General features: G+C 42.2%; 18 protein-coding genes. 8 read left to right on the forward strand and 10 right to left on the reverse strand.

Annotated elements, in window-relative coordinates; genetic code table 11:
• The first annotated feature begins 59 nt into the window (after positions 1 to 59).
• Both V7K40_RS16940 and V7K40_RS16945 read left to right on the forward strand, forming a co-directional pair.
• Entirely contained in the window at positions 60 to 1,583 is a 1,524-nt protein-coding gene (locus tag V7K40_RS16940; protein ID WP_334961588.1) for an HlyD family efflux transporter periplasmic adaptor subunit, read from the forward strand.
• Between the two features lie 196 nt (positions 1,584 to 1,779).
• The gene (locus tag V7K40_RS16945; protein ID WP_334961590.1) at positions 1,780 to 2,517 is read left to right on the forward strand and encodes a peptidylprolyl isomerase; all 738 of its coding nucleotides are present in this window, start codon (positions 1,780 to 1,782) and stop codon (positions 2,515 to 2,517) included.
• Between the two features lie 113 nt (positions 2,518 to 2,630).
• On the opposite strand, the gene V7K40_RS16950 is transcribed toward V7K40_RS16945, so the two are convergent.
• The 9 genes from V7K40_RS16950 to trmB form a co-directional block, all read right to left on the reverse strand.
• The gene (locus V7K40_RS16950) at positions 2,631 to 3,959 is read right to left on the reverse strand and encodes a tetratricopeptide repeat protein (protein WP_334961592.1); all 1,329 of its coding nucleotides are present in this window, start codon (positions 3,957 to 3,959) and stop codon (positions 2,631 to 2,633) included.
• Between the two features lie 448 nt (positions 3,960 to 4,407).
• A complete protein-coding gene (locus tag V7K40_RS16955) occupies positions 4,408 to 4,578 on the reverse strand; it encodes a hypothetical protein (RefSeq protein WP_334961594.1) in 171 nt (56 codons plus the stop codon).
• A gap of 840 nt (positions 4,579 to 5,418) precedes the next feature.
• Positions 5,419 to 6,072 carry a PEP-CTERM sorting domain-containing protein gene (locus V7K40_RS16960; RefSeq protein ID WP_334961596.1) on the reverse strand — a complete coding sequence of 218 codons (654 nt, stop codon included), beginning with the start codon at positions 6,070 to 6,072 and terminating at the stop codon, positions 5,419 to 5,421.
• 75 nt (positions 6,073 to 6,147) lie between these two features.
• Complete coding sequence (locus V7K40_RS16965; RefSeq protein ID WP_334961598.1) at positions 6,148 to 6,369, reverse strand: hypothetical protein; 222 nt, start codon at positions 6,367 to 6,369, stop codon at positions 6,148 to 6,150.
• Position 6,370: 1 nt separating this feature from the next.
• Positions 6,371 to 7,648, reverse strand: coding sequence for a nif11-class peptide radical SAM maturase 3 (locus V7K40_RS16970; RefSeq protein WP_334961600.1), 1,278 nt, complete (start codon positions 7,646 to 7,648; stop codon positions 6,371 to 6,373).
• A gap of 75 nt (positions 7,649 to 7,723) precedes the next feature.
• Positions 7,724 to 8,092: a Nif11-like leader peptide family natural product precursor gene (locus V7K40_RS16975; RefSeq protein ID WP_334961602.1), complete on the reverse strand. Its 369-nt coding sequence runs from the start codon at positions 8,090 to 8,092 to the stop codon at positions 7,724 to 7,726.
• Between the two features lie 66 nt (positions 8,093 to 8,158).
• Complete coding sequence (locus tag V7K40_RS16980; protein WP_334961604.1) at positions 8,159 to 8,596, reverse strand: nitrogen fixation protein; 438 nt, start codon at positions 8,594 to 8,596, stop codon at positions 8,159 to 8,161.
• A 30-nt stretch (positions 8,597 to 8,626) separates the two neighbouring features.
• On the reverse strand, positions 8,627 to 8,863 hold the full coding sequence (locus V7K40_RS16985) for a hypothetical protein (protein ID WP_334961606.1): 237 nt from the start codon (positions 8,861 to 8,863) through the stop codon (positions 8,627 to 8,629).
• A gap of 602 nt (positions 8,864 to 9,465) precedes the next feature.
• Entirely contained in the window at positions 9,466 to 10,170 is a 705-nt protein-coding gene (trmB, locus tag V7K40_RS16990) for a tRNA (guanosine(46)-N7)-methyltransferase TrmB (RefSeq protein WP_334961608.1), read from the reverse strand.
• 890 nt (positions 10,171 to 11,060) lie between these two features.
• Here trmB and gyrA point away from each other — a divergent pair.
• The 3 genes from gyrA to V7K40_RS17005 all read left to right on the forward strand — a co-directional run bounded on the left by gyrA (position 11,061) and on the right by V7K40_RS17005 (position 16,906).
• On the forward strand, positions 11,061 to 13,667 hold the full coding sequence (gene gyrA, locus V7K40_RS16995) for a DNA topoisomerase (ATP-hydrolyzing) subunit A (RefSeq protein ID WP_334961610.1): 2,607 nt from the start codon (positions 11,061 to 11,063) through the stop codon (positions 13,665 to 13,667).
• Entirely contained in the window at positions 13,648 to 15,339 is a 1,692-nt protein-coding gene (lnt, locus tag V7K40_RS17000) for an apolipoprotein N-acyltransferase (RefSeq protein WP_334961612.1), read from the forward strand. Before gyrA ends, lnt begins: the two co-directional genes overlap by 20 nt.
• Positions 15,340 to 15,619: 280 nt before the next feature.
• Entirely contained in the window at positions 15,620 to 16,906 is a 1,287-nt protein-coding gene (locus V7K40_RS17005) for a hypothetical protein (protein ID WP_334961614.1), read from the forward strand.
• 171 nt (positions 16,907 to 17,077) lie between these two features.
• Here V7K40_RS17005 and V7K40_RS17010 read toward each other — a convergent pair whose 3' ends face one another.
• Positions 17,078 to 17,548: a GAF domain-containing protein gene (locus V7K40_RS17010; RefSeq protein ID WP_334961616.1), complete on the reverse strand. Its 471-nt coding sequence runs from the start codon at positions 17,546 to 17,548 to the stop codon at positions 17,078 to 17,080.
• An 826-nt stretch (positions 17,549 to 18,374) separates the two neighbouring features.
• On the opposite strand from V7K40_RS17010, the gene V7K40_RS17015 reads away from it, so the two are divergent.
• The 3 genes from V7K40_RS17015 to V7K40_RS17025 all read left to right on the forward strand — a co-directional run bounded on the left by V7K40_RS17015 (position 18,375) and on the right by V7K40_RS17025 (position 25,277).
• Positions 18,375 to 20,150, forward strand: a complete 1,776-nt coding sequence (locus V7K40_RS17015; protein WP_334961618.1) for a ShlB/FhaC/HecB family hemolysin secretion/activation protein — start codon at positions 18,375 to 18,377, stop codon at positions 20,148 to 20,150.
• Positions 20,151 to 20,290: 140 nt separating this feature from the next.
• The gene (locus V7K40_RS17020; protein ID WP_334961620.1) at positions 20,291 to 22,768 is read left to right on the forward strand and encodes an S-layer family protein; all 2,478 of its coding nucleotides are present in this window, start codon (positions 20,291 to 20,293) and stop codon (positions 22,766 to 22,768) included.
• Positions 22,769 to 22,838: 70 nt separating this feature from the next.
• Positions 22,839 to 25,277 (forward strand): S-layer family protein, encoded by a 2,439-nt coding sequence (locus tag V7K40_RS17025; protein WP_334961622.1) that lies wholly within the window; start codon positions 22,839 to 22,841, stop codon positions 25,275 to 25,277.
• The last annotated feature ends 22 nt before the right edge of the window (positions 25,278 to 25,299 follow it).

Here is a 25,299-nt window from a genome sequence, read left to right on the forward strand (position 1 = left end):
AGCTTTTCTTATCTCCCCACTGCCAAAATCCCAAATCCAAAATTGAATCAGGAAAAATTATGCCAAACACATTCAATGGAAGAGTTCAAACCCAAATCTATGAGGTAGAACAGGGCGAGGAAATTTTAAGGGAACAAACCCCAGCTAGATCAACTGATGATTGGGCTTATGTAACCAAGGATTTACTTGATAGCTTGCCCCAGGTTTGGACAAGGGGATTACTGTATTTTTTAGTGGTATTTGTGTCGATTATTTTACCTTGGGCGATACTATCTAAGGTGGATGAAACGGGTACGGCAAGAGGGCGACTTGAACCAAAGGGAAAGACGGTTAGGCTGGATGCTGCTGTAGCAGGTACTGTTGCCGAAATTCGAGTAAAGGAAGGTGATTCAGTTAAAGTTGGGCAGACTTTATTGGTGTTGGAATCGGAATTAGTTAAGGCGGAAATGCGGCAAGCACAGGATAAGTTAGAGGGACAATTAAATCGACTTTCTCAGTTAAATTCATCTAAAAGTCAGTTAGTTGTATTTTTAACAACGCAACAGCAACAGAACCAATCTCAACAGTTAGAAAAGCAGGCTCAAATTGACCAAGCGCGACAGAATATGAATGCTCTTAGGAATTCTTATGACTTACAAAAAGACGAAAAACTGGCTCAAGTCAATCAGGCACGGCAAACTCTTGAACATAGTCAAACTGCTAATAAGTTAGTAAACAGTAGTTTGGCGAGTACTGAGCGAGAAGTGGAACGCTATCGCAGTCTTTGGCAGTCAGGAGTTGTTCCAGAAATTAATGTTGTGGAGAAACAAGATATAGCTAAAGACAAGCAACAGTTATACGAACAAAATCAGTCAGATATTCAGCAGGCTAAACTACGTTTGGTAGAACAACAAAGTAGTTACGAGCGGACTATTCGACAAGCAAATGCAGATATTGAGCAGGCACAGTTGCGACTGAAAGAACAGGAAAGGAGTTATCAAACCTTAATTCGTTCCAGCAAGCTTGCTTTGTTAAAAATCGATGAACAACAGAAGAATTTGGAAACAGAAATTACTACGCTTCAGGCAGAAATTGCTCAGAGTAAGAGTCAGATTGTCTCGTTAAAATTTCAGTTAGGACAACGAGAGTTAAGAGCCACCGTGAATGGTAGATTGTTTCAGTTACCGATACAACGGGCTGGATCTGTGGTGCAGCCTGGAGCAATGATTGCGGAGATTGCACCCCAAGGTTCGCCTTTAATAATTCGGGCGCAAATGGCGACAACTGAGAGTGGTTTTTTGCGAAAAGGATTGCCAGTCAAGTTAAAATTTGATGCTTATCCGTTTCAAGATTATGGAATAGTAGAAGGAGAATTACTAAATATTTCTCCTACTACCATAGAGGTGGAAACACCTAATGGAAAGGTGGCAGCTTATGACTTGGAAATTGCCCTAAAACAAAATTGTATTCCCTCGGCTAATAAGTGTATTGCTTTGCATCCTGGGGATACGGCGACAGCTGAGGTAATTGTGCGCCAGCGTCGAATTATTGATTTTCTGCTTGATCCGTTTAAGCAGTTGCAGCAGGGTGGGGTGAAATTGTAGAAAACTTACAGCGTTTTTCAAGTAAATAGACCACACGGTAGGGACGCAAGGCCTTCCGCCCCTACGAGGATCTGTGGTTCAAATAAATGAAAATTTCTGTGACCCATTTCCTACGTCGGAAGGACATGAGAATTAGGAATGTAAAGACGCTATTATCTCATGTTTAATTTTGCTAACCAAATTTAGGATAAATATCATGTCACAACCTATCACCATTACCAAGGAAGATATTCTTCAAGAAATCAAGCTATCTTATAAAATTCCTGAGATCCTTGAGCAAATTGTTTTCCGCAAGGTAGTTATAGCCGCTGCTGAACAATCTGCGATAAAAGTGGAAACAGAAGAATTGCAAAAAGCAGCAGATATTTACCGCTTAATCAACAAACTCAACAGCGCTGAAGAAACTTGGAAATGGTTGGAAAGATATAGCTTGTCATTAGATGATTTTGAAGAAATGATTTATAACAGTGTTGTTTCTGGGAAGTTAAGCCAATATCTATTTACAAATAAAATTGAACGCTTCTTCTTTGAACACCAACTAGATTATGTTGGTGTGGTGATGTATGAAGTTGTTCTGGATGATGAAGATTTAGCCTTGGAACTCTTCTATGCAATTAAGGAAGGTGAGATGAGTTTTTATGATGTTGCTCACAAATACATCCAAGATACAGAGTTACGCCGTAAATGTGGATATTCAGGCATAGTGCGCCGCCAGGATTTAAAGCCGGAAATATCTGCTGCCGTTTTTGCAGCTACCCCGCCACAGTTTCTTAAACCAATTGTAACTTCTATAGGAATTCATTTAATCTTTGTAGAAGAAATTATTCAAGCTCAATTAGATGAACAACTTCGCCAAAAAATTGCCTTAGATATGTTTTCCGAATGGCTTAAAGAACAAACCGAAAACATTCAATTTAATATTGATATAGACTGAAAATAGCTAGTTGTCTTTGCTGATTTTGCGATGACTAGGAGAATATCTATATGATTCAACACCAGATTTAAATCATCTCCCAAAATCAGCAACTGCTGCTGACGATTATACGATTATTGTCTTATTCCCTGTGCCGCAGTCTTTAATTCAGAAGAAACTTCACTAATAAATAAGTGCTGGGAATTGACTGGATTCATTTGTTTTTGTTTCTGTAGTTCCATTAACCGCAGTTTGCTCCAGTTAACAAGCGCTGAGTTACCGAGATCAGGAGCTAATTTAGCCAATCGTTCTACAGCAGAGATAGCTTCTGAATCAATCTGGAGCGCCGTCAAGTAAGAATCACTAGCTATCTCTATTTCACCCAAAGCCTCGTAGCACTGACCTTTCATAAACCAAGCGACAGCTGTTCCAGGAGGGCCAAGTCTAGTTGCTGAAGCATAAATCTTCGCTGCTTCTTCAATTTTACTTACCTTGATTAATAGCTCTCCCAGCTCAAGACGATATCTGGAATCTAACGGCTCCATCGCGATTAACCGTCGCGCTCTTTCTTGGGCTAAATCTAAGTCACCGAGCCACAACGCCTCTTTAACTCGGCTCTCTGTGAGAATATTCATGTTTTCGTTGGCTACTATCTGCTGTATTTCATTCTCACAAATCAGGGATTTTCCATAAAATTCACACAGTTCCATCTCTTGAATTACCTTCTCTTTATCCCGATGCAAAAGTGGGACAAATGTAACAGCACGATAATAAATACTCATCAATAGATTGTATTGAAAATCATTGAGTAAAGGTTTAATATCTTGAATTTCTTGAGTAGCAATTGCACGCCAATGCTCTGCACTTGGTAAATCTCTGAAAGTGGTTGCATACCTGACTAGTAGTAGAATAGACGCTTGGGCTCTTATCAAACTGCTAGATGGAGCATTAGTAGCGATAATTTCAATTTCTTTCAAGTCGTCAAGATAACCATAATCGGAGTTTGAAACCACACTGGAAACAGCTCTACACAAAGCTAGTGCAGCCAAATTTTGATCGCTAGCAATTTCTGCCTCTGACATTTGTGGCACATACTCAAGGACTGTCTGATGTAGGGATAAGCTTCTCACAAGATTCATAACCAGGAGCTTGGAGACTGGTTTTAGCTCCTGGTAGTGAATTAAATAATCACATAGTTGGTTCCATCGTTCAGTTCGTAACTCATTTGGAAGCTGTAGTGGGTTGTCAACGTTGTATTGGAGTAGCCTATTTTCTTCTAATAGAGATTTCCGAAACAATGAAGAATAATTGACTTGTAAATTATAGATTGCTGGAGGATTGTTGATTAAATTTTGATAGCTTAACTCTATTGCATATAGATGTGGAGAACCACCAATATAAGGACTTAAATCAAAATAAGGACGATTCAGCCAAGCTATAGGTGAATTGTTGAATAAAAGCATAGTTTTCTTTCCTTATTAGTGTAACTTAATTGCTAGAATTAACCAAATACGGATCGGTTAAGGTTTATTGTTGGATTTTCAATACCTAACTTTTTGAAAAAGTTAGGTATCTGAATACCTGAATAATTAAGGTTTATCATCTTATCCAAACAGTATTGAGAATGAAACTAGGGTAATAATTTAAAATTGTGCTTTGCCGAATCGCTAGCCTTAATAAATTTAATTCTATAAGCGTAAATTTTATAAAGAATATCGCTTCAAAAAAATAATCCTGGACTCTAATTTATTGCTTACTGAATTAAACAGTTATTTCTGATAAAATTAACCCCCAGTGGAAATATTATTGTTAACCACAATGGGGGCAAAGTTGAAAAGACTAAAAAATACATACCTGAATTATAAAAATACTATCTTTAATTCAGGTATAATTTTAATTTTTTGGTCAATTCTATAATAAGTTGCAGCACCAACAAGGTTTGGCGACGGCTAAACCACCACGCAAAGTTGTGAAAGCAGTAAATTCTACTGAATTTTTGGTGGTAGAATCACCTCTCAAATCAATCATTTCAGCAGACTGTTCAGCGTTGTTGTTTAGTTGGTTGATTTTAATTTTAGACATGATGTTACTCCTTGATAATGTGTTAATTGAGGAATGTAAACTTTAATTTTCCTCGTTTGAGATTAGACTTTAAATCGTCTTATCTCATTTCTATAATCTGTGATCTACTCTATTAATTCAAGTAGTTTTTTGGCATAAAAGTGACCTAAATACTACATTTTAGCCCCATTTCTAACATTATAGTTTGGGCATTACCACAACGTAAAAATAAAGATTTAACCCTACAATAAATAAGCAGTACTACCCGACAAAAATAGTGTAATAAAAACTAAATTACAATAAAAATAAAGTATATTAAAAAGAGATAAAAATAAAATATTTATGTCACCATATATTATCCAATTGAGCAAAAAGCATAAAAAAACAGCCCAAGAGGAATCTTGGACTGAATTGTAACTACAATCATTGCACCCTTTTAAATTACCCAAAAAAATTACTCAAGTGTGTAAACGTTCTTTTAACAAGCACTTAACGCGGACAACCTCGATAATATGACTCAAGCTTAAGTCGAACCCAAACTATACAGCTTCGATGAATTTCTAAGCTGGTATCTGGAAAATTCGGAAGTCCGATACCAACTGTATGATGCAGTAATTATCAAAATGCCCAAGCCAAAAAGAAAACATTAGACCTCTTGCATAAATGCTTAAATTGTCATGTTGAGCAAAGCGAAACATCTGGTGAGATTCTTCTCTCCACTGTGTTTTGCTCAGAATGACATTCCTGATTTTTTGACTTTTGCAAGAGGTCTAGTTTCGATTTGACAAGACTTTAGCCAATCCGCCATCGCATACAATTCAGCAGTAAAACAGCCGAAACTGCGTACAGAAAGGCTTTATCTTAACTTTCCCTCTTTCTCAACATCTTCCCAAAGGATTTCTTGTTGAACAGGACTTCAAATCCTAGTGCAGAAACTAAACCGAAGATGGTGGAGGGTTCTGGGACGGGGACACCATCATAACGCCCCCCGACTAGCAGCGGACCAGCATTTCCTACCTCTGGTGGAACCGTTAAATCTGGTTCAGTAAGGGTTTGAGCGACAAAACGCGTCCCCAGGAGAATGACTCCTCCTGTAAAAGTAACGCGTGGGGCGCGGTAACGCTTTCCAGATACCTCCAAGATAAAGTTATTATCAACTTCGATATTGGCAAAAAGATTAGATACGCCAATCTTTCCATCTAGATTAACATCTGCCCAGATTACATCATCATCAAGTTTATCCAAATCAGGAAGTAAAAACAGATCCATTGTTGTGATATCCAGTCCTGTACCCTGATTGAGAAAGTTTTCTTGGCCGCTGATATCAGGTGCAGGCCATACAATAACCCTACGGGGGGGAACCACGCTGCCAATTTCAAAATCGAACGAAGGGAGATTAGGATTGGGAGTTGTCAGAACGGGTTCGACTAATATAGCAGCAGCAACTGGAGCTAAAGAAAGAAAACTTGTGACTATCGTACTAAAAACGAGCGTTCCTATATTTTTAGTATTCATGACCTTAAAGAAAGAGACGTAAGTAGGTGTGTGGGAAAATTTACAAGTATGTCCCTAGCCAGTATGAACGTTCGCTTAGGGTCTCCCAGAGAAGTGAAACGTAGCAATTTTAAAAATACCAGCTTCCTTCTCAATGCGATCTAAAGCCTTCTTAGCTCGAAAAATCAGTCGCAAATAATCTAACTGACTATTCCAAGCTGAACGAGGTAACAAGGTTTGTAGAGGCTCTACCTGACTCTGAGATTGGTCAATATGGGTAATAGTTGTATCTTGTGGAGGGATAAAATTACTTGACATATTATTTATCTGAATGAGATTTAGAACTAACTAAGGATGGAACTAACTCTGGTTCTTCTTCCCAACCTTCTGGCCATTGAATGCGATCGCTAGTAAAATGAAGTGGATCGTTTTTTGGCCAAGGAGTATTAATCGGTTCTTCAATCAGAGCAAACTCGCCGTTATCAAAGGGATTCCCATCTGCACGACGCTGAAGATATACGCGCTCTCGAATACCGTCTTTTTCCTGAGTCAGGGCACGATGATGACAATAAGGATTGTTACCTCTCTTATCAAAGAAAACGTGAGCTGTCCAACTGCAACCACCACGACATAGTTCAGCAAATTCGCAAGACTTGCAGAAACCCCACAAATGTTCTGTTCCTTTGGGAGTACCAGCCCCCAAATTAAACCGCAGTTGCTCGGTTTCTTCAATAATTGTCCGCAGTGAATAGTCGCGGATGTTACCGCCAGTGTATGCCGTGGTAGGTAGTGAGGGACAACCTTTGATAGCACCATCGGCTTCAATGCCTAAAGAAGACAGCCCAGCACTACATCCCTGCCAAAAAGTCCAAGCATCCCCTCCTCCTCGCAACATCCGTTCATAGGGCCCGTAATAGCCGATATTATTTCCCGGTTGTACTTGCACTCCTTCTTGCTTTGCCTGTTGAGCAACACGAGCAATCATGGGATATACATCTAGTAATTCATAAGGTTGCAGCAGAATCTCACTATTATCTGCTGCATTTCCCATCGGTACAGTCAACTGAATTTGCCAAGCGAATATTCCAGCATCGCGCAGATGCTCGTAAATACGAGGAAATTCTGGTGCAGAGAGACGATTGATTTGAGTATTGCAGCCAAAGCGAATACCTGCTTCCTTGAGATTGCTCATAGTCTTAAACGCCCATTGCCAAGAGCCTTGTCTACCACGGAGGCGATCGTGAGTTGCTTCTAAGCCATCAACCGAGACAGATACCACTTTAATTCCAGCTTCTTTCATCCGCCGTGCTGTCTCCAGAGTGATACCATAACCTCCAGTGGTCATACCGCAAAGCATCCCAGCTTTGGTAATTGCTTGGGCAATCTCAAGCCAGTCAGGACGCAGAAATGCTTCACCACCAATTATGGTCACTTCAGTGATTCCAACTTCCGCCATTTGTCTAACTAAATCAAGGGCTTCTCCTGTAGAAAGTTCGTTCGCCCTTGTATGACCAGCACGAGAACCGCAGTGCTGACAAGCTAGATTACACTTTAATGTAATTTCCCAAACTGCATAACTAATTCGGCGATAAGTCATTAAAATATCCTCAATTAATTTCTTGAGAAAAGGACGAATATATCCCCATCCGTCCCCATAAACCTAAACTGTTATCTAAATAACATCTGATTGAATAACTCCATACGCAAGCTGGTAACCAGGTGGCTTATGCGGACAATCAATAGGTTCCGAAACAATAACTCCATATAGCGGCCGTATAATAGGCTTTCCAATAATTGATGAAGCCCCACCAAAAACGGCTTCTAGTTCTTCTTCATTTAAATCCTTGAGTTCATCCTTGCCAGCTGTTGACTCTAATAATTGAGTTGTATATTCTTCAAACTCTTCTGAGGTGAAATCGTAGCCAGCACTTTTAACAACTTGGCTGCATTCATCCTTACTTGTAACTGCTTGCATTTGAGTGCGGAAAGCTTCATCATTTGCTAGCCTTGCATAAAAGGCTTGAATATTTTCTACAGACATAATTTTCTCCTTGTGAAGATTTTTATTGCAATAATTTTGTTGAAAAAGATTGAGCTTTGATTTGTTCTAATCAGATGTTGGTGTCGCCACCTTAACTGCTAGCTCAGATGCGTTGTAGTTATCTGTAATAACTTGCGGACAACGCATACAAGCTGCTTTACCTTCCTGCTGCCACCACCGACAATCTCGGCGTATAGAACAGGGAGGTAATACTTCTACTATTGCAGGTAACTTTTCTACAATTCGCATTGCTAGACGACAATCTTTGCCATCAAAATGCTGACAACCTTTAGTAGCGCAAGGTGCCGCCGTCCTAAAAATTTCAGCAGGTGTAATTGGACTAGCTTTTGCTATCAGTTCATCAGTGATAGGCAAGGGCTGTTTAAGATAAGCTACATGGGGTTCTGCAACTGTTCCACTGATGATTCCGAAAACCACGCTATCCTCAGATTCTGGTCTAGCACTGGGGCAAAGTGTAGTTTTATCCACAACAATCTTTTCCATGAATTGAGCCTCCAGTGGAGAGAATATTTATTAAGACTCAGCTAGAGTAGGATTTGCTACAATTCCTGTAATAATAGGAAACTTACCAACTATTGTGGGAACCACCAATGCTGATATTCCACCTGCAACGCTTTTTGCTTCTTCGTCAGACAAAGTATTTTCTGAATCTAAACCTTGGTTCCGTCGTGCCACCGCATTTTTTACTGCATCATCAATCAAATCGTTAATTTCAATTTGACTGTTATACTTTCTTTCTTTCCTTTCCATGTTCATTTTCCTCTTAACTTTCGAGTATTTTTAGGTTCAAATACTAAGCAATTTAATTGCCGAATATTTCATTATTTTAGGAAAAGAGGAAACTATTTAACTCAATTATAAGAACTCTAATTAAGACATAAATGTAACTTTTATGTCACTAAAAAATGAAATTATTTTTTTATTCCTATTTTATGTTAGGGTATGTAATAGCTATTTAAACTATAGCAATCCGATTTGATTGTGTGAAAAAATCTATGTAGGGGAGCCAGCCGTGTAGGCGGGTTTACCGACTTGAGCAGACTGGCGTTGTGTTATCGCCGAGAGTACGGCACCCTACGTGTATTTCACAAATCAAATATGAGTCCGATATAAACTCTGCTACACCAATTAAAATTGAATATTTTAAGAAATTTTTACTATTAACTAAAACATTTATGTCACGAAAAGTTTGCTGTTTTCTGGCTGACAGGCAATGTCTAACGACAAGCAAATCTCGAGAATTAACAAGGGTTAGTAATAAAAAGATATAAAAAGCTTTCCACCTCCATCATGCAATCTCTACAAAACCAAGTCAAACTTGGCGTTTATAGCGCTACATCATCGTGCTGTTACTACTCCTCATTCACAATTTCTCGCCTGACAAATAAAGCCCGATAAATAGGTTCACCTCGCGATAGGACGCTTGTTTCCCGTTCTGTGGGGACTGGGAGTGGGTTTTGGGCTAGCCATTCTCCAGCACCCATTTTTTGATAAGCTGGGTGAGCGGCAAAGCGATCGCGCATTTCCACAGCGACAAATTCCATATCTGATTGCAGAAATATAACCGAACCAACGGCAAGATAACTGGCTAAGTCTGCCACTAGTTCTGGTTGGACTACACGACGTTTAGCGTGGCGGGTTTTAAACCAAGGATCAGGAAATTGAATTGTAACGCGTTGTAAACTTCCTGGAGGGAGGGAAGATAAAAGTGAGTGTAATGAATTATTCACATTGCAAAACAAGTAGTGCAGATTTGTTAAACCTAACTCAAAACGCAACTTATTCGCCTCCACCACCAGCGGTTCCCGAATTTCTAAGCCTAGATAATTCCAATTTGGTTCTATCTTGGCCATATTCATCAAAAACTGTCCCTTAGCGCAGCCAATATCTAAATGTAGTGGTTGATTTGGCTTTGCATAAATTTTTTCCCAGTCAACGGGACTTGCTGGTGTTTGATACTTTTTACCAAGTGGATTAACATGCTGGCGGACTCGGACTGCTGCCAAAATTTGCTCTCCTTTACGTTCAAATATCCTATGGTGTCGGGCGTAACCCATCAGTTGGGTTTGTTAACAAAGATGTCATAACTGTGAAACTTCTTTTCGATTGATGAACTGTCACAAACGTTTGAAATTGTACTCTATCAGGAAGCGTAGCTTGCCGCACTTCTCTACGAGATGCTGCGCGTAGCTTGCTTCCCGGTAGGGGTACGACAAGCTACTTCGACTGTGGCTCCATCGAGCGACTTGTGCTGAACGCAGTCGTTGGCGCAGCCTCTCGAAGAGAAGCAAGCCGAGATGCTCAGTACAAGTCAGTGACCACCGTAGGCATCGCCTCATCGAAAAAAAAGCCAACTTCTGCTTGAGTGTTAAGGAAAACGTAAAACCTTTATCGCCTGAGACTTTGAAGGAATTCTTGCTTGAGTGCAAAATAGTTAGTAATCTCTGCAAAAGTAAGCGGTATAACTTTTGTTTCTGCTCGGATTGGCTGTAATAAAGCGTTTAGGCTGCAATGTGAACTGTTAGCTTTTCTATATACGCAACGGTCACTCATACCAGGTATCCGAAAGTAGTCACCTATTTCTAGTTGTTGGAAAGTCATTAGATCCTCAGAATTTTTGGTAAATAACAGTTATAAAAGTAAGAGCTTAATAAAGCCAATTTAGATTGTTCTCTTAAATTTACCCCGTCATATTTCAAGTTAAGTAAATTTGCACTAAGCAAACTTTTAGTTCATTCCTCTCTTTAACTAGCTAATAGCCTTTTTACTGTGATTTATTATACCCTTTTTTAACTAGATATTTGGGTTAGTTATTCAGGCAAAAAAAGGCATTATATATGCTAAGATTGTATCAAATTATGGCAATTATTCAAGAGCAATTTAGAATAATTTTGCGCTTTATTGAATAAAAAAGCTAAAATCTACGATTTTTGGAGATTTTTAGGTTATGACAACCTCACAGGAGAGGATTATCCCGACAGACTTGCGAAACGAAATGTCGCAGTCTTATCTGGAATACGCCATGAGCGTGATAGTGGGTCGGGCGCTGCCAGATGCCAGGGATGGTCTAAAACCTGTGCATCGTCGCATTCTCTACGCAATGCACGAGCTAGGTCTGCTCCACGATCGCCCGTTTAAGAAATGCGCCCGTGTAGTGGGGGAAGTGTTGGGTAAATATCACCCCCACGGCGACACGGCAGTATATGATGCCTTGGTGCGGATGGCGCAGGATTTTTCCATGCGATCGCCCTTAGTTAACGGACATGGTAACTTTGGTTCAGTAGACAATGATCCGCCCGCGGCAATGCGATACACAGAATGCCGCTTGCAAGCTTTAACTAGTGCCGGTCTACTGCACGACATCGAGTATGAAACCGTAGACTTCGCCGATAACTTCGACGGTTCCCAGCAAGAACCGACAGTTCTACCAGCGCGGATTCCGCAGTTACTCCTCAACGGTTCCTCTGGAATTGCCGTGGGCATGGCAACCAACATTCCCCCCCACAACTTGGGCGAATTGATTGATGCTTTGGTGGCTGTAATCCACAATCCAGAAATCACCGATCTCGAATTAATGCAGTATGTCCACGGCCCAGACTTTCCGACTGGGGCGCAAATTTTGGGGACATCTGCCATTCGAGAAGCTTACACCACTGGGCGTGGTTCCATCACCATGCGTGGTGTCGCTAACATTGAAACCGTTGAACAGCGCGGACGCCCAGATAGAGAAGCAATTATCATCACTGAATTGCCCTATCAAACCAATAAAGCGGCACTGATTGAAAAAATCGCCGAAATGGTAAATGAAAAGCGGCTAGAGGGCATTGCAGATATCCGTGATGAAAGCGATCGCGAAGGGATGCGAATTGTGATCGAACTCAAGCGTGATGCTTATCCCCGCGTCGTTCTGAACAACCTCTACAAGCAAACACCACTGCAAGCCAACTTTGGGGCGAATATGCTGGCGTTGGTGAATAGCGAACCCCAGGTACTCACCCTCAAGCAGTTCTTAAGCGTCTTTTTGGATTTCCGCATTGAATCCATTGCCAGACGCACCCGTTACGAACTGCGGAAAGCCGAAGAACGCGATCATCTCCTGCAAGGGTTATTGATTGCCCTGTCCCAGTTAGATCCAATTATTAACTTGATTCGCCATGCCCCCGATGCGCCCACAGCCAAAGGTGAGTTGATCACAACTTACGGACTCTCCGAAGTGCAAGCAGATGCGATTTTGCAGATGCAATTACGGCGGTTGACTGCCTTAGAAGCAGACAAAATTCGTCTGGAACACGAAGAATTACAAGAGAAAATTACCGACTTACAAGATATTTTGGCCCGCCGGGAGAGAGTGCTGGAAATCATCGAAACTGAAGTTGGGCAACTGAAAACTAGCTTTGCCACACCCCGCCGCACGGTGATTTTACCAGGAGAAGGGGAATTAGATGATCGTGACTTAATTGCCAATGAAAAAGCAATAATTTTGGTTACAGAGCAAGGCTACATCAAACGGATGCCAGTTAACACCTTTGAAGCGCAAAGCCGTGCTACCAGAGGTAAAGCCGCAGCCAAGGTGAAAGATGATGATACCGTTGAGCATTTTTTGACTTGCTGCGATCACGATAGTATTTTATTCTTTAGTGAACGTGGTGTCGTTTACTGCCTGAGAGCTTATCAAATTCCCGTGAGTTCGCGTACTAGTCGCGGGACACCAATTGTCCAAATGCTACCCATTCCCAAAGAGGAAAAAATCACCTCAATTGTACCTGTTGACGAGTTTAGCAATGAAGAATATCTGGTCATGCTCACTAAGGGTGGCAATATCAAAAAAACCGAATTGGCAGCCTTTAGTCACATTCGTGCCAATGGTTTGATTGCCATTTCTTTAGAAGAAGGTGACCAACTCCGCTGGGTGCGACGCGCTAGAGTAGAGGACAGTGTAATCATTGGTTCTCGTCACGGGATGGCGATTCACTTCCGGTGTAACCACGAACAGCTGCGTCCTTTAAGTAGGGCGACTCGTGGGGTAAAAGCCATGAAACTTAAAAATAAAGATGAACTGGTGGGTATGGATATTCTCCCCGCAGCAATTCTTGAAACTTTGGATACAGTTATAGAAGCCGAAATTGAAGATATCGAAACAATCGAAACGGAAGATATCGAAATTATCGAAGTTAATGAAGACTCCGTAGAAATACTTAGCAATGGCATTATTGGCCCTTGGGTGTTAGTAATTACAATGGGAGGATATGGTAAGCGCGTACCAGTTGCCCAGTTTCGCCTGCAAAACCGTGCTGGTCAAGGTTTAATGGCAACCAAATTCAAAAACCGCAAAAACAAAGACAAGTTGGCAACCCTACGCATTGTCAACAATGATGATGATGAAATCATGATGGTGACAAATCGCGGTATTATCATCCGGCAAGCGGTGAATGCGATTTCCATCCAATCGCGATCGGCAACTGGAGTCAGAGTACAGCGTTTAGACGAAGATGATGCCATTACCGGAGTGGCAATAGTTCCACCTGATGCTGTCGATGCAGAAGAAGCAGAATAAAAAGCAGGGGGAGGGGTTAACCGCCTCACTCCCTTACTTGATTGCCTTAGCCAGTGGCATTTTAATGGGGCTAACCGTAGCCCCTGTAGGTGCATGGTTCTTGGCTTGGATTGCCCTAGTCCCCTTATGGGTGCTAGTTGTCACTTCAGCCAAAAGCAAAAACCAATTCCCCCCGGCTTTCCTCTGGGGTATCGGTTATCACGGTGTCGCCTTATTTTGGATTACGGGAATTCATCCGATGACATGGTTGGGTGTTCCTTGGTTACCAAGTTTGGCAATTACCCTTTTTTGTTGGGGATTTATCAGTGTATTGGGAGGGGTATTCGTTGCTATTTGGGCGGCTGTAATGGTTCGCCTGAGTGGACGAAAATCGTGGCTACGTATATTAATTGGTATAGCTGTCTGGTGCGGTCTAGAAAGTCTATGGAGTGCTGGACCTCTGTGGTGGAGTTCTCTTGCTTACACCCAAAGTCCGCACAATCTCGTGATTTTACATCTGGGCCAACTCTCTGGGCCTAATACTGTGACAGCAGCAATAGTTGCTGTGAATGGCTTAATTGCTGAAGGATGGACGAACCGCCTTCTCTGCGAGACACTACGTGAACGCGCAGTGTCTCGCAGAGAAGACGCCAAGTCCGCCAAGATTTCCTCTGTGTCGCGCCAGTTGCTTCAAGTCGGGGAACCGCAAGGGCGCACTGGCTTCTCTGCGCCTCTGCGGTTTGTTAATAAATACTGGGTTATCGCAACAGGACTATTAATTACCTTACACCTGATTGGTTTTATCTTATATAGCCGTCCCATCGCCCAACCCCCAGAAGCAGCTTTGAAAGTGGGGATTGTTCAGGGTAATATCCCGAACCGACTTTTACGAAGTTCTGAAGGGTTTCGTCGCGCTCAAGAAAATTACACCAGTGGATATCTAACTTTAACAGAGCAAGGTGTAGATGCAGTCCTCACCCCAGAAGGAGCCTTACCTATTTTCCAGCGCAACTTGATGGAAACTGCCTTAGTCGCAGCAGTGAAGAAAAAAGGGGTAGTTGCTTGGATTGGGGCTTTTGGCGAACGGGGAGACAGTTATACAATTAGCTTGTTTACTTTCAACAGTAAGGGTGAAATTGTCAGCCGCTACGATAAAGCCAAACTAGTGCCTTTGGGAGAATATATTCCCTTTGAAGGAATTTTAGGCGGGATAATCCAACGCTTATCACCTCTGGATGCACACCAAGTTCCGGGTTCGGCAAATCAGGTATTTGACACTCCTTTTGGTCGGGCGATCGCTAGTATATGTTATGAATCTGCTTTTGCTGAACAATTTCGCCGTCAAGCTGCTGCGGGTGGGCAATTTATCCTCAGTTCTTCTAACGATGCCCATTACACTGCATCCATGCCATTCCAGCACCATGCACAGGATATCATGCGGGCAATTGAAACTGATAGATGGTCAGCACGAGCAACTAATACAGGATATTCAGCCTTTATAGATCCTCACGGTAGAACCTTGTGGATATCTGGATATAATACCTACGAAACTCATGCTGATACAATTTATCGCCGGCAGACACAAACTTTATATGTGCGTTGGGATGATTGGTTAACACCTTTGTTGTTGATATGCTCTGGAGGAGCTTGGCTGGTAACTCAATTTAGCGATCCAAATAAAATAAGTAATTAGTAATTAACTACGTCATCCTAAGTTACATTTACTGTTACTTACAGTTTAATCAATATTGCTAATGTATTTTTCCTCTTTACCTTCATTTTGGACTTTGGACAAATAATATCAAGTATGGTTCATTAATTACTATTGGAAGCATCTGTGCAAAAATCATAAAACTTTTTTCCGCCTGCGGTCTTAATATTAGCCTTTCATAGGCTAAATATAAATACGCAATGGGAACTTCTGGTGGCATAAAAAGTGTCATGAAATCAATAGTATTTTAATTAATTTGAGTATGATGTCAAAACTTATTACATCTACGATTACCGCTACTATTGTTGGTACAGGCTTTGCGATCGCAACTTGTACTCAAATATCCGCAACAAAACCTCCACAGCTTTTACAACAAGCTATTCAACTCCGTGCTCAAGGTCTAGATGGATTAGAAAAGTTTCTTAACACCCATGCAACAGAACTCAATAATCCCTCACCTCAAATGCATCAAGCTTTAGATACACTTTGCCAACAAAAAGATTGCCACGCCTCAAAACTTTACTGGTACACTGATTTAGAACAAGCAAAAGCCGCAGCTCAAGCAAGTAATAAACCTATTCTCTCGTTACGATTGTTGGGAAGACTAGACCAAGATTTAAGTTGCGCTAACAGCCGCTTTTTCCGTGTCGCCTTGTATCCTAACACAGAAATATCTAAATACCTGCGGCAAAACTATATTTTACACTGGCAGTCTGTGCGTTCAGCCCCGAAAATAACTGTAGATTTTGGTGACGGACGCAAGCTAGAACGCACAATTACAGGCAATAGCATTCACTATATCTTAGATAGTTATGGTCATCCTGTTGATGCAATACCGGGATTATATGGCCCTCAAGCTTTTCTGCGACAGTTAGTTGATGGTGAAAAAGCAATTAAAGAGTATACCAGACGCCAAGGTACAGCACGGCAAAACTTTTTACGTGATTACCATCGTCAACGTTTAGCATCAATTCAACAGCAATGGAATGCAGATTTAGCAAAACTAGACATCCAAAATCCACCACGTCTGGTAGAAATGCTTACTTTGAGCAATGAACCACCCAGCGCTCCAGTTGCAGGAATGATTGCAGTGACTAAAATGGCAACAGAAACTCCGATGTTACGGAATATATCTCCTACTATAAATAATCCAACATCTTTACAAAAAATTACTGATGAAGCGACATGGCGGCGCATTGCTCAACTCTATAGAAGTGATGCGAAGTTAGATAAAAATAGCATTGCGTTAATCAGTTCTAAACGTTTCCAAAAAGGAAATGCTGAGAGTTTGCAGCGTGTTGTAAGTAATTTTGAAGCAGCAATGGCTTTGGATACTGCGAGAAATGAATATATGCTGCATAGCCAGATTCATCAATGGTTTATTCAAGGAAATGGCACAAATGAAGTGAATTCATTGAATGAAAAAGTCTATGCCGAATTGTTTTTAACTCCTAATTCTGACCCTTGGTTGGGGTTAATGAGTAGTGAAGGTTATAGTGCAATTGATAATGATGGAGTTCAAAGTTCTTTAGGAACAAGTCAAAAGTAAAGCTAGAGGAGTCGTAAATCATTCGTCAAAAGTTAGATCCCCAACAACTTTTACGAAGTCGGGGATCTGGACACCGCGAATTTTCACAAATCAGATAGGATTGCTATAGAGGAATATGACTTGATTCTTGGTAATAAAAAATAAACTAGGCACTCGTTTTAGCTACTCCTGTTAACTGACGATTTTCCGGCTAATGGCCTCTCCAATCTCCATCAGTGTCTCTTCCTCTTCCGGAGTAAATTCGTAGGAAACCAGCTTGGCAATGCCCAAGGTACCATGCAATCGGCCATTCAGCATAAGCGGCACCGTGATCGAGCCTTTTACCTTGGTTTCTTTTGCCGAGGGTCTGGCCATTCCCAATTCCTCGGTTTGCAGGTTGCAAATCTGTACGGGTCGCTTGCGTTCGGCGGCGACACCGGCCATCCCTTTGCCGATGGGAATTACCGTCATTTTAGGCAACAGGAATTCCGGAATGCCCTGGTAAGCCTTTAGGTGCAATAATTGGCTGTCCTGATCGAAGGTATGGATGGTACCTGTAGAGCAGTCAAAAGCGGCCAGGATTTCGGTCAGCAGCCCGTTCCAGTCGATGGCAGACCCTTCGTTAGCCAGGGGATCATAAATGGGTTTGGTATCTGAAGTCATAATGGTAGGAAATGGGGTCAAATGAACAATCGATGCTGTTGGCAAAGTCAAAAGTAGCCAAAGTAGACAGGTATCCGGTAGAGTCTCACCCTAAGATTGCCTGTATAGTAAGTGTTTCAGGATTAGCATAACTTTCTGTAGGGTTGCTCATTTCACCCCTCTTCTCTATGGAAGACGCCAAGGACAAACGACAAATTTGTACCCAGGTATTTACGGAGACAATCATTGCTCACATTTATCTTTGATCTACGCATTATATTAAAAAGCATTATTTATTCTTACTATGCAAACTCAGTATAAATTACATTTTAATACTCCTTATTACTTTTTGTCTCAGTATAAATATTTATGAAAAAAATAATTTTATCTCAAAGCATCACAAAGTAATATAAATTTGCTTAAGTAATTATACGTATTTTTTCTAGATATTTTAGTGCTATTTTTAACTTTTTTAATCTAAGTCATGTTGTTAATTTTAATATTCTCACTAATTATAGATTTTATTAATTTAAGTAAATTAACTGAAATAGAATTCCTATATAACATATTTTGACTGACTTTCAACCAAAACCGTATAAACTTGTAAGTATAAAAAAATTGATTCACTTAAGTAATGGCAAGCACACGCTTTATCCATAGTTGTGTTTTATGAAGTGGAGAAGGCAAGATGTAAACTGTCAATATTTGTCGTACTCCTACTATGTTGGTAAAAATTTATCTTTACTTGCCATATGGTTAAAAACTAGCATTCACTTTTTTTATATGTAGTTATAAAGTTGACATTCACTTTTTCAAATGCAAGAAATTAATAAAAGATGGATAAAGCATGGCTATCATCAGACCTACACAAACACTAAACACATCTCTAAATTTTCTCGTTAGGCTAAAATCTCTGACGTTTGTTCTAGTAGGAGTATTATGCAACTATCAGGATGCGACGTCTAGGACGGGCTATGCCTACGCCCAAACTCCTGATCCTCAGATGTATCGGTTAGAAGATGTTCCTGTTAGACCCTTACGGTCGGATGTATTGCCGCAGCCATCAGATAATAATCAATTACTTCTTCCTCCAAAACTACCAGAGCAACCAATTTCGGGACAGGATGATCCTAATGCCAGATTTCAGGTTGATCGCATTGAAGTAGTTGGCAGTACAGTTTTCAAACCAGAACAGTTGACTGCTATCACAGCTCCTTTTGTTGGGCGGGAACTGACATTTATCGAGTTGTTGCAAGTCAAAGATGCGATCACGAAACTCTATGTTGATCATGGCTATGTAACCACGGGGGCGTTGATTGTACCGCAGACAGTAGAAGCTGGGGTGATCAAAATTCAGGTGATCGAAGGTAGTCTGCAAGAAATCAAGATTATCGGCAATAAGCGATTGCGTACCCAATACATTCGCGATCGCATCCTACTTGGTGCCAAAACACCCTTGAACGTGCCGCATTTACTAGAAAAACTACAACTACTCCGCCTCGATCCGCAGATTCAAAACTTGTCAGCCGAGTTGCAAACAGGTGTGCATCCGGGAACTAATATATTGCAAGTCGAGGTTGAAGAAGCTGATACCTTTAAGCTGATAACAACCCTAGATAATGGGCGATCACCAAGTGTGGGCAGTTTTCGTCGGGGAATAGATTTGCAAGAAGCCAATTTACTGGGCTTGGGCGACACCCTCAGCGTCGGATACGCCAATACCGATGGCAGTAATACAATCAATCTCAATTACACACTGCCGATTAATGCCCGCAATGGCACTGTATTCTTTGGTTTTAACCAGGGATGGAACCGCGTTATTGAAAAACCATTCAGCGTCCTTGATATTCAGTCAAACACTCGATCTTACGAATTGGGCTATCGCCAACCATTGGTGCAAAAGCCAACCCAAGAGTTGGCGATCGGGCTGTCATTCTCACGTCAGGAAAGCCAAACTGAGTTGGGTATTGATAACATTGGGCCATATAAACTGTCACCCGGTGCGGATGCGAACGGAAAAACCAATATTTCTGCCCTGCGCTTTTTTCAAGAATATACTCAGCGAAGTAACCAGTATGTATTTGCTGCGCGATCGCAATTTAGCTTTGGCGTAGATTGGTTCGATGCGAATGTCAGTCAGGATGAACCAGATAGCCGCTTTTTCGCTTGGCGGGGACAGGCGCAGTGGGTGCGACAATTAGCACCGGACACGCTATTTTTAGCTAGGGGCGATTTCCAACTAGCAGCAGATTCATTAGTGCCCTTGGAGCAATTTGGCCTCGGTGGACAGCTAAGTGTACGGGGCTATCGCCAAGACTCATTAATTACAGATAATGGCATGTTATTGTCGGCTGAATTCCGGTTGCCTATTGTTCGTGCTCCCAAGATTGGCGGAGTGCTGCAACTGACACCCTTCATTGACGTGGGCAAAGGCTGGAATGTCAAGGGCGAAAATCCATCGCCGAGTCTGTTGGTTGGTACTGGGTTAGGGCTGTTGTGGAAACAGGGCAATAATTTCTCAGCCCGTCTGGATTGGGGCATTCCTCTGACATCAGTCGAAGGTGAAAAGCGATCGCTCCAGGAAAATGGGCTGTACTTCTCAATAGGTTATTCACCGTTTTAATCCAACAAGCTACTTCAGTAGTCCTGAGTGCTGAGAGAGTTATCAGTCCTGAACAAGCACTCATTGCTCGGCACTGTTTTGGTGAATGTTAAGAGCAATTTAGGGAACCCTAATTATTAAGTATAAATAGAAATTGGACAATGCAAACGACCTCTGTTGCTTTGGGTTTAGTAAATGGAATATTGACAGCTGGGATGCTCCTCTGGAGCGGCTTTGCCAATGCCCAGGTGACTCCCGACGCCACCCTCAACACCACCGTCTCCCAAAGTGGTAATAACTTCACCATCACTAACGGTAGTGCCGCAGGTAGTAATCTGTTTCACAGCTTTCGTGAGTTTTCCGTGCCCACCGGTGGTTCAGCCACCTTTAATTTAATCAACACGCCTAATATCTCCACCATTTTCAGTCGTGTAACTGGGGGTAGTATTTCCCAGATTGATGGCGTAATTAAAACAATTAACAGTAGTAATCCCGTCAGCCTGTTTCTGCTCAATCCCAGTGGAATTATTTTCGGCGCAAATGCTCAATTGAATATTGGCGGATCGTTTATTGGCACTACTGCTAACAGCATTAAATTTGCTGATGGTGCTGAGTTTAGCGCAATTAGTTCTCAAGCCGCCCCGTTGTTGAGCATCAATGTTCCCATTGGGTTGCAAATGGGCAACAATCCTGCACCAATAACGGTTCAAGGTACAGGACACTCCTTGACTACGACCAGTGCATCGGCTCTGCTTCCCATCACTCGGATTCCCAGTTCTACAGAACTGTCGGTACAGCCTGGAAAAACCCTAGCTTTGGTGGGTGGGAACGTACATTTGAATGGGGCAACTCTGAGAGCCGAACAAGGGCGAGTAGAATTGGGCAGTGTAGGTAGCGCAGGGCTGGTCAGCTTGATGCCAACCGCACAGGGCTATACGTTGGGGTATGGAAATGTGCAACGCTTTGGCGATATTCATCTGGCACAGCGATCGCTATTAGATATCAGCGGGGTGAATGCAGGTTCTGTGCAAGTTCAGGGTCAGCAAATTCAATTCACCGATGGCTCTCTGGTGCTGGCGCAGAATTTCGGCAATCTCCCTGGTGGTGACATTCGCTTTCAGGCTACGGAGGCAATTGATCTGATTGGTACAACACCCGATGCTAAGATTAAAGGCGGGGTGCGTAATGAAGCCTTTGGCATTGGAGCTAGTGGGAACATCAGCGTCATTACTCCCAGGCTGACCGTCAAGCAGGGAGCGGCATTAAATAACTTAACATTTGGAGTGGGTCCCAGTAGCAATATCCAGATCGATGCAATGGCGATTGATATATCTGGCTTCTCACCCATTGATCCCAGTGTTGCTTCCAACATTAACACTACTACGCTAGGCACTGGGAACGCAGGTAATGTTTTTGTCAATGGTGATAGTCTACTGGTGTCTAGCGGTGCCTCATTGTCTTCGGCTACCTTTGGCAGTGGCTCTGGCGGTAAAGTGACGATTCGCAACACCAACACCACGGTGACCGGAGAAAGCCCCTCTGGAGTTTACAGCAACATTAGCTCAATTACATTTGCAACCGGAAATACCAAAACCTTGACACTAGATACTGCCAAATTGCAAATTCTGAATGGGGGAGTAGTTGCCGCCACCGCATTTTTTGCAGGTAATGGGGGAGATTTGAACATCAACGCTACCGAATCGATCGCAATCAGTGGTCGAGGTCAGACAAATAATAGTAGCATTAACGCGTCCAGCATCCGACTCGATCCGTCATTGCGGCAGCGATTCGGTTTGCCAGATATGCTAACAGCTAATGCAGGTACTGTGAGCATTTCCACACCGAACTTAACGCTGACGGATGGTGGGACAGTCAGTGTCACCAGTCAAGGCAGTGGAAATGGTGGCAATATTAACATCAATGCAGATACCATCCAATTAAAGAATAAAGGGTTTATTCAAGCCCAAACAGAATCCGGTAATGGTGGCAATATTACCTTACAAACCAGAAACCTGTTGTTTCTACGAGGCAATAGCCTGATTACCTCAACAGCTGGTGGTAACGGTAATGGGGGTAATATCAACATCAATGCACCGATCATTCTCGGATTAGAAAACAGCGATATTATTGCTAATGCAGTGCGAGGTCGTGGTGGTAATATTCAAATCACTACCCAAGGCATCTTTGGTCTGAAATTTCGTGACCAACTTACACCAGACAATGATATTACTGCAAGTTCACAGTTGGGTGTGAATGGTAATGTGCAAGTCAATACCATTAGTGTCGATCCAAATTCCGGTTTAGTCCAACTGCCAGCGAATATAACTAATCCAGCGCAGCAAATAGCCACTGGTTGTTCTACAAACCAAGGCAGTCGCTTTGTGGCAACAGGACGAGGTGGTGTGCCGCAAAATCCCAATCAGCAAGTAACGAGCGATCGCACCTGGGACGATGTGCGAGATTTATCTGCTTACCGAAAAACTGGCAATGTCACTCCCCAAACGCATGTATCACCAAAGGTTATCGTTGAAGCCACTTCTTGGCACCGTAACGCTGATGGCAAAATTGAATTAATAGCGGCTCCATTTCCTACCTACGTGCAGCAATCATTAACCTGTGCTGCTTCAGCTAAGAGTTAACTACAAATAAGGTTAGCAACAATTCCATTTTGGGAAACCTAAGTACATAGCTCGAAATGGAGACGGGGTGATGAAAGTAATTTTTGCTAGGTTCAGTTTGATCGGTGGAATGTTAATATGTGGGATTTGGAATAGTTGTGCAAATGCTCAAGTAATTACCGATGGAACTCTTAACAGCACAGTATCCCAAAGCGGCAATAACTTCACCATTACCAACGGCAGTCGTGTCGGCAACAACCTGTTTCACAGCTTCAGCCAATTCTCTATTCCTAGCAATGGTTCTGCATTCTTCAACAATGCCGCAGATGTGCAAAATATTTTTAGTCGTGTGACTGGGGGCAGTATTTCCCACATTGATGGTTTAATTACAGCCAACGGTAGCGCCAATCTTTTTTTACTTAACCCTAATGGGATCATTTTTGGTGCTAATGCCCAATTAAATATAGGCGGTTCATTGATTGCAACGACAGCTAATAGCATCAAATTTGCTGATGGAAGTGAATTTAGCGCCATTAATCCCCAAACTAACGCATTATTAAGTATCAATGTTCCCATTGGACTGCAACTAGGTAATAATCCTTCAGCGATACAAGTCCAAGGTACAGGGCATTTAGATATTGAGAGCGATATTATTCCTACGATTCGTAATCCTAGCCCAACAAGATTGCAAGTACAGGCGGGAAAAACTTTGGCATTGGTGGGTGGTAATCTGAATTTGAATGGCGCTACCCTGACTGCCGAAACAGGGCATATAGAATTAGGTAGCCTGGAAGGTGCAGGATTAGTTAGTTTAGTGCCAACCACTCAGGGATATAAATTGGAGTATGGCAACGGGCAAAGCTTTAGTGACATTCAACTAGCACAAAAGTCACTATTAGATGTCAGTGGGGTAAATGCGGGTTCAGTTCAGCTTCAGGGACGAAATATTCGCTTGAGCGATGGTTCGTTAGTTTTAGCGCAGAATTATGGAAGTCTTCCTGGTGGAGACATTCGTTTTCAAGCATCAGAAGCCATCGATATGATTGGCGGAACATCCGCTACCACAATTCGAGGTGGGATTCGCAGTAACACCTTGAGCACCGGAACTGGTGGGAATATAAGTATCATCACTCCCCGGTTAATACTCCAACAGGGTTCAGGGATAGAGAACTCAACACACGGAGTAGCTGACAGTGGCAACATTCAGATTGAAGCGGCAGCAATAGAGATGTCCGGCTTCTCACCCCTGACGCCCATTGCAACAAACATTGTCACTGGCACATACGGTACTGGGTCAGCAGGTGATATCTCTATTAATGGGGATAGATTGGTAATATCTGGTGGAGCTTTATTGACTTCATATACATATGGCAGTGGCTCTAGTGGTAAAGTGACAATTCGTAATCAAAATACCACAGTTATGGGGAAAACCCCTTTTGAAATTTCTAGTAACATTAGTATCAGTAGCTTTGCGAGCGGAAATACAAAAGATTTGATCCTAGATACTAGGAAGTTACAAATCTTAGATGGAGGAGCAGTTGGTTCATTAGTATTTTATACTGGGAATGGAGGAAATGTCAGCATTAATGCTAGGGAGGCGATCACAATTAGTGGTGTCAGTCCTAACACTTACAGTAGCCTCGGTTCATCTGTCATCCGTTCAAGTCCACAACTACTTAAGTTATTTGGCTTACAAGATGTACTGACGGGAAATGCAGGTAGTGTTAGTATTACCACACCAAATTTGACACTCAAGGATGGCGGTATTGTAAGCGTTACCAGCCAAGGTAGTGGAAATGCTGGCAATCTCAACATCACCACAGATCGCATCCAATTAAAAAATCAAGGCTCAATCCAAGCACAGACAGAATCTGGTAATGGTGGCAACATCGGATTACAAGTTGGTAAGTTGTTGCTGATGCGCGATCGCAGCAGTATTAGTGCTACAGCAGGCGGTAACGGTAATGGAGGTAATATCAATATCAATGCACCTATTATCGCCGGATTAGAAAACAGCGACATTATTGCTAATGCGGTGAAAGGTAGGGGGGGTAATATTCAAATCAGCACACAAGGGCTTTTCGGACTGAAGTTTCGTCCCCAACTGACATCAGAGAATGACATCACTGTTAGTTCCCAATTTGGGGTTAGCGGCACGGTTCAAGTCAATACCATTGGCGTTGATCCAAATTCTGGCTTAGTCGAATTGCCAGCAAATGTAATTGATCCATCTCAGCAAATTGCCACAGGCTGCGCGGGTAGTGAAGGCAGTAGCTTTGTGGCAATAGGACGGGGTGGTGTGCCGCAAAATCCTCTTCAGCAAGTGACCAGTGATCGCACTTGGTCTGATATCCGCGACATCTCTGCATACCGGAAAACCCAGAAGGTACAAGCACAAATACCCCAATCTTCTAAGGTTCTCGTTCAAGCTACTTCTTGGCGACGGAATGCACAGGGGAAAATTGAGTTAATTGCGGCTCAATCAGCGCATGTAGAACCATCTTTAACCTGTGCTGCGGTGTCAAATTAATCAGTCCCGACGTTGGATAATG

Origin of the sequence: Nostoc sp. (genome assembly GCF_036917195.1) — a bacterium.
GTDB lineage: Bacteria > Cyanobacteriota > Cyanobacteriia > Cyanobacteriales > Nostocaceae > Nostoc.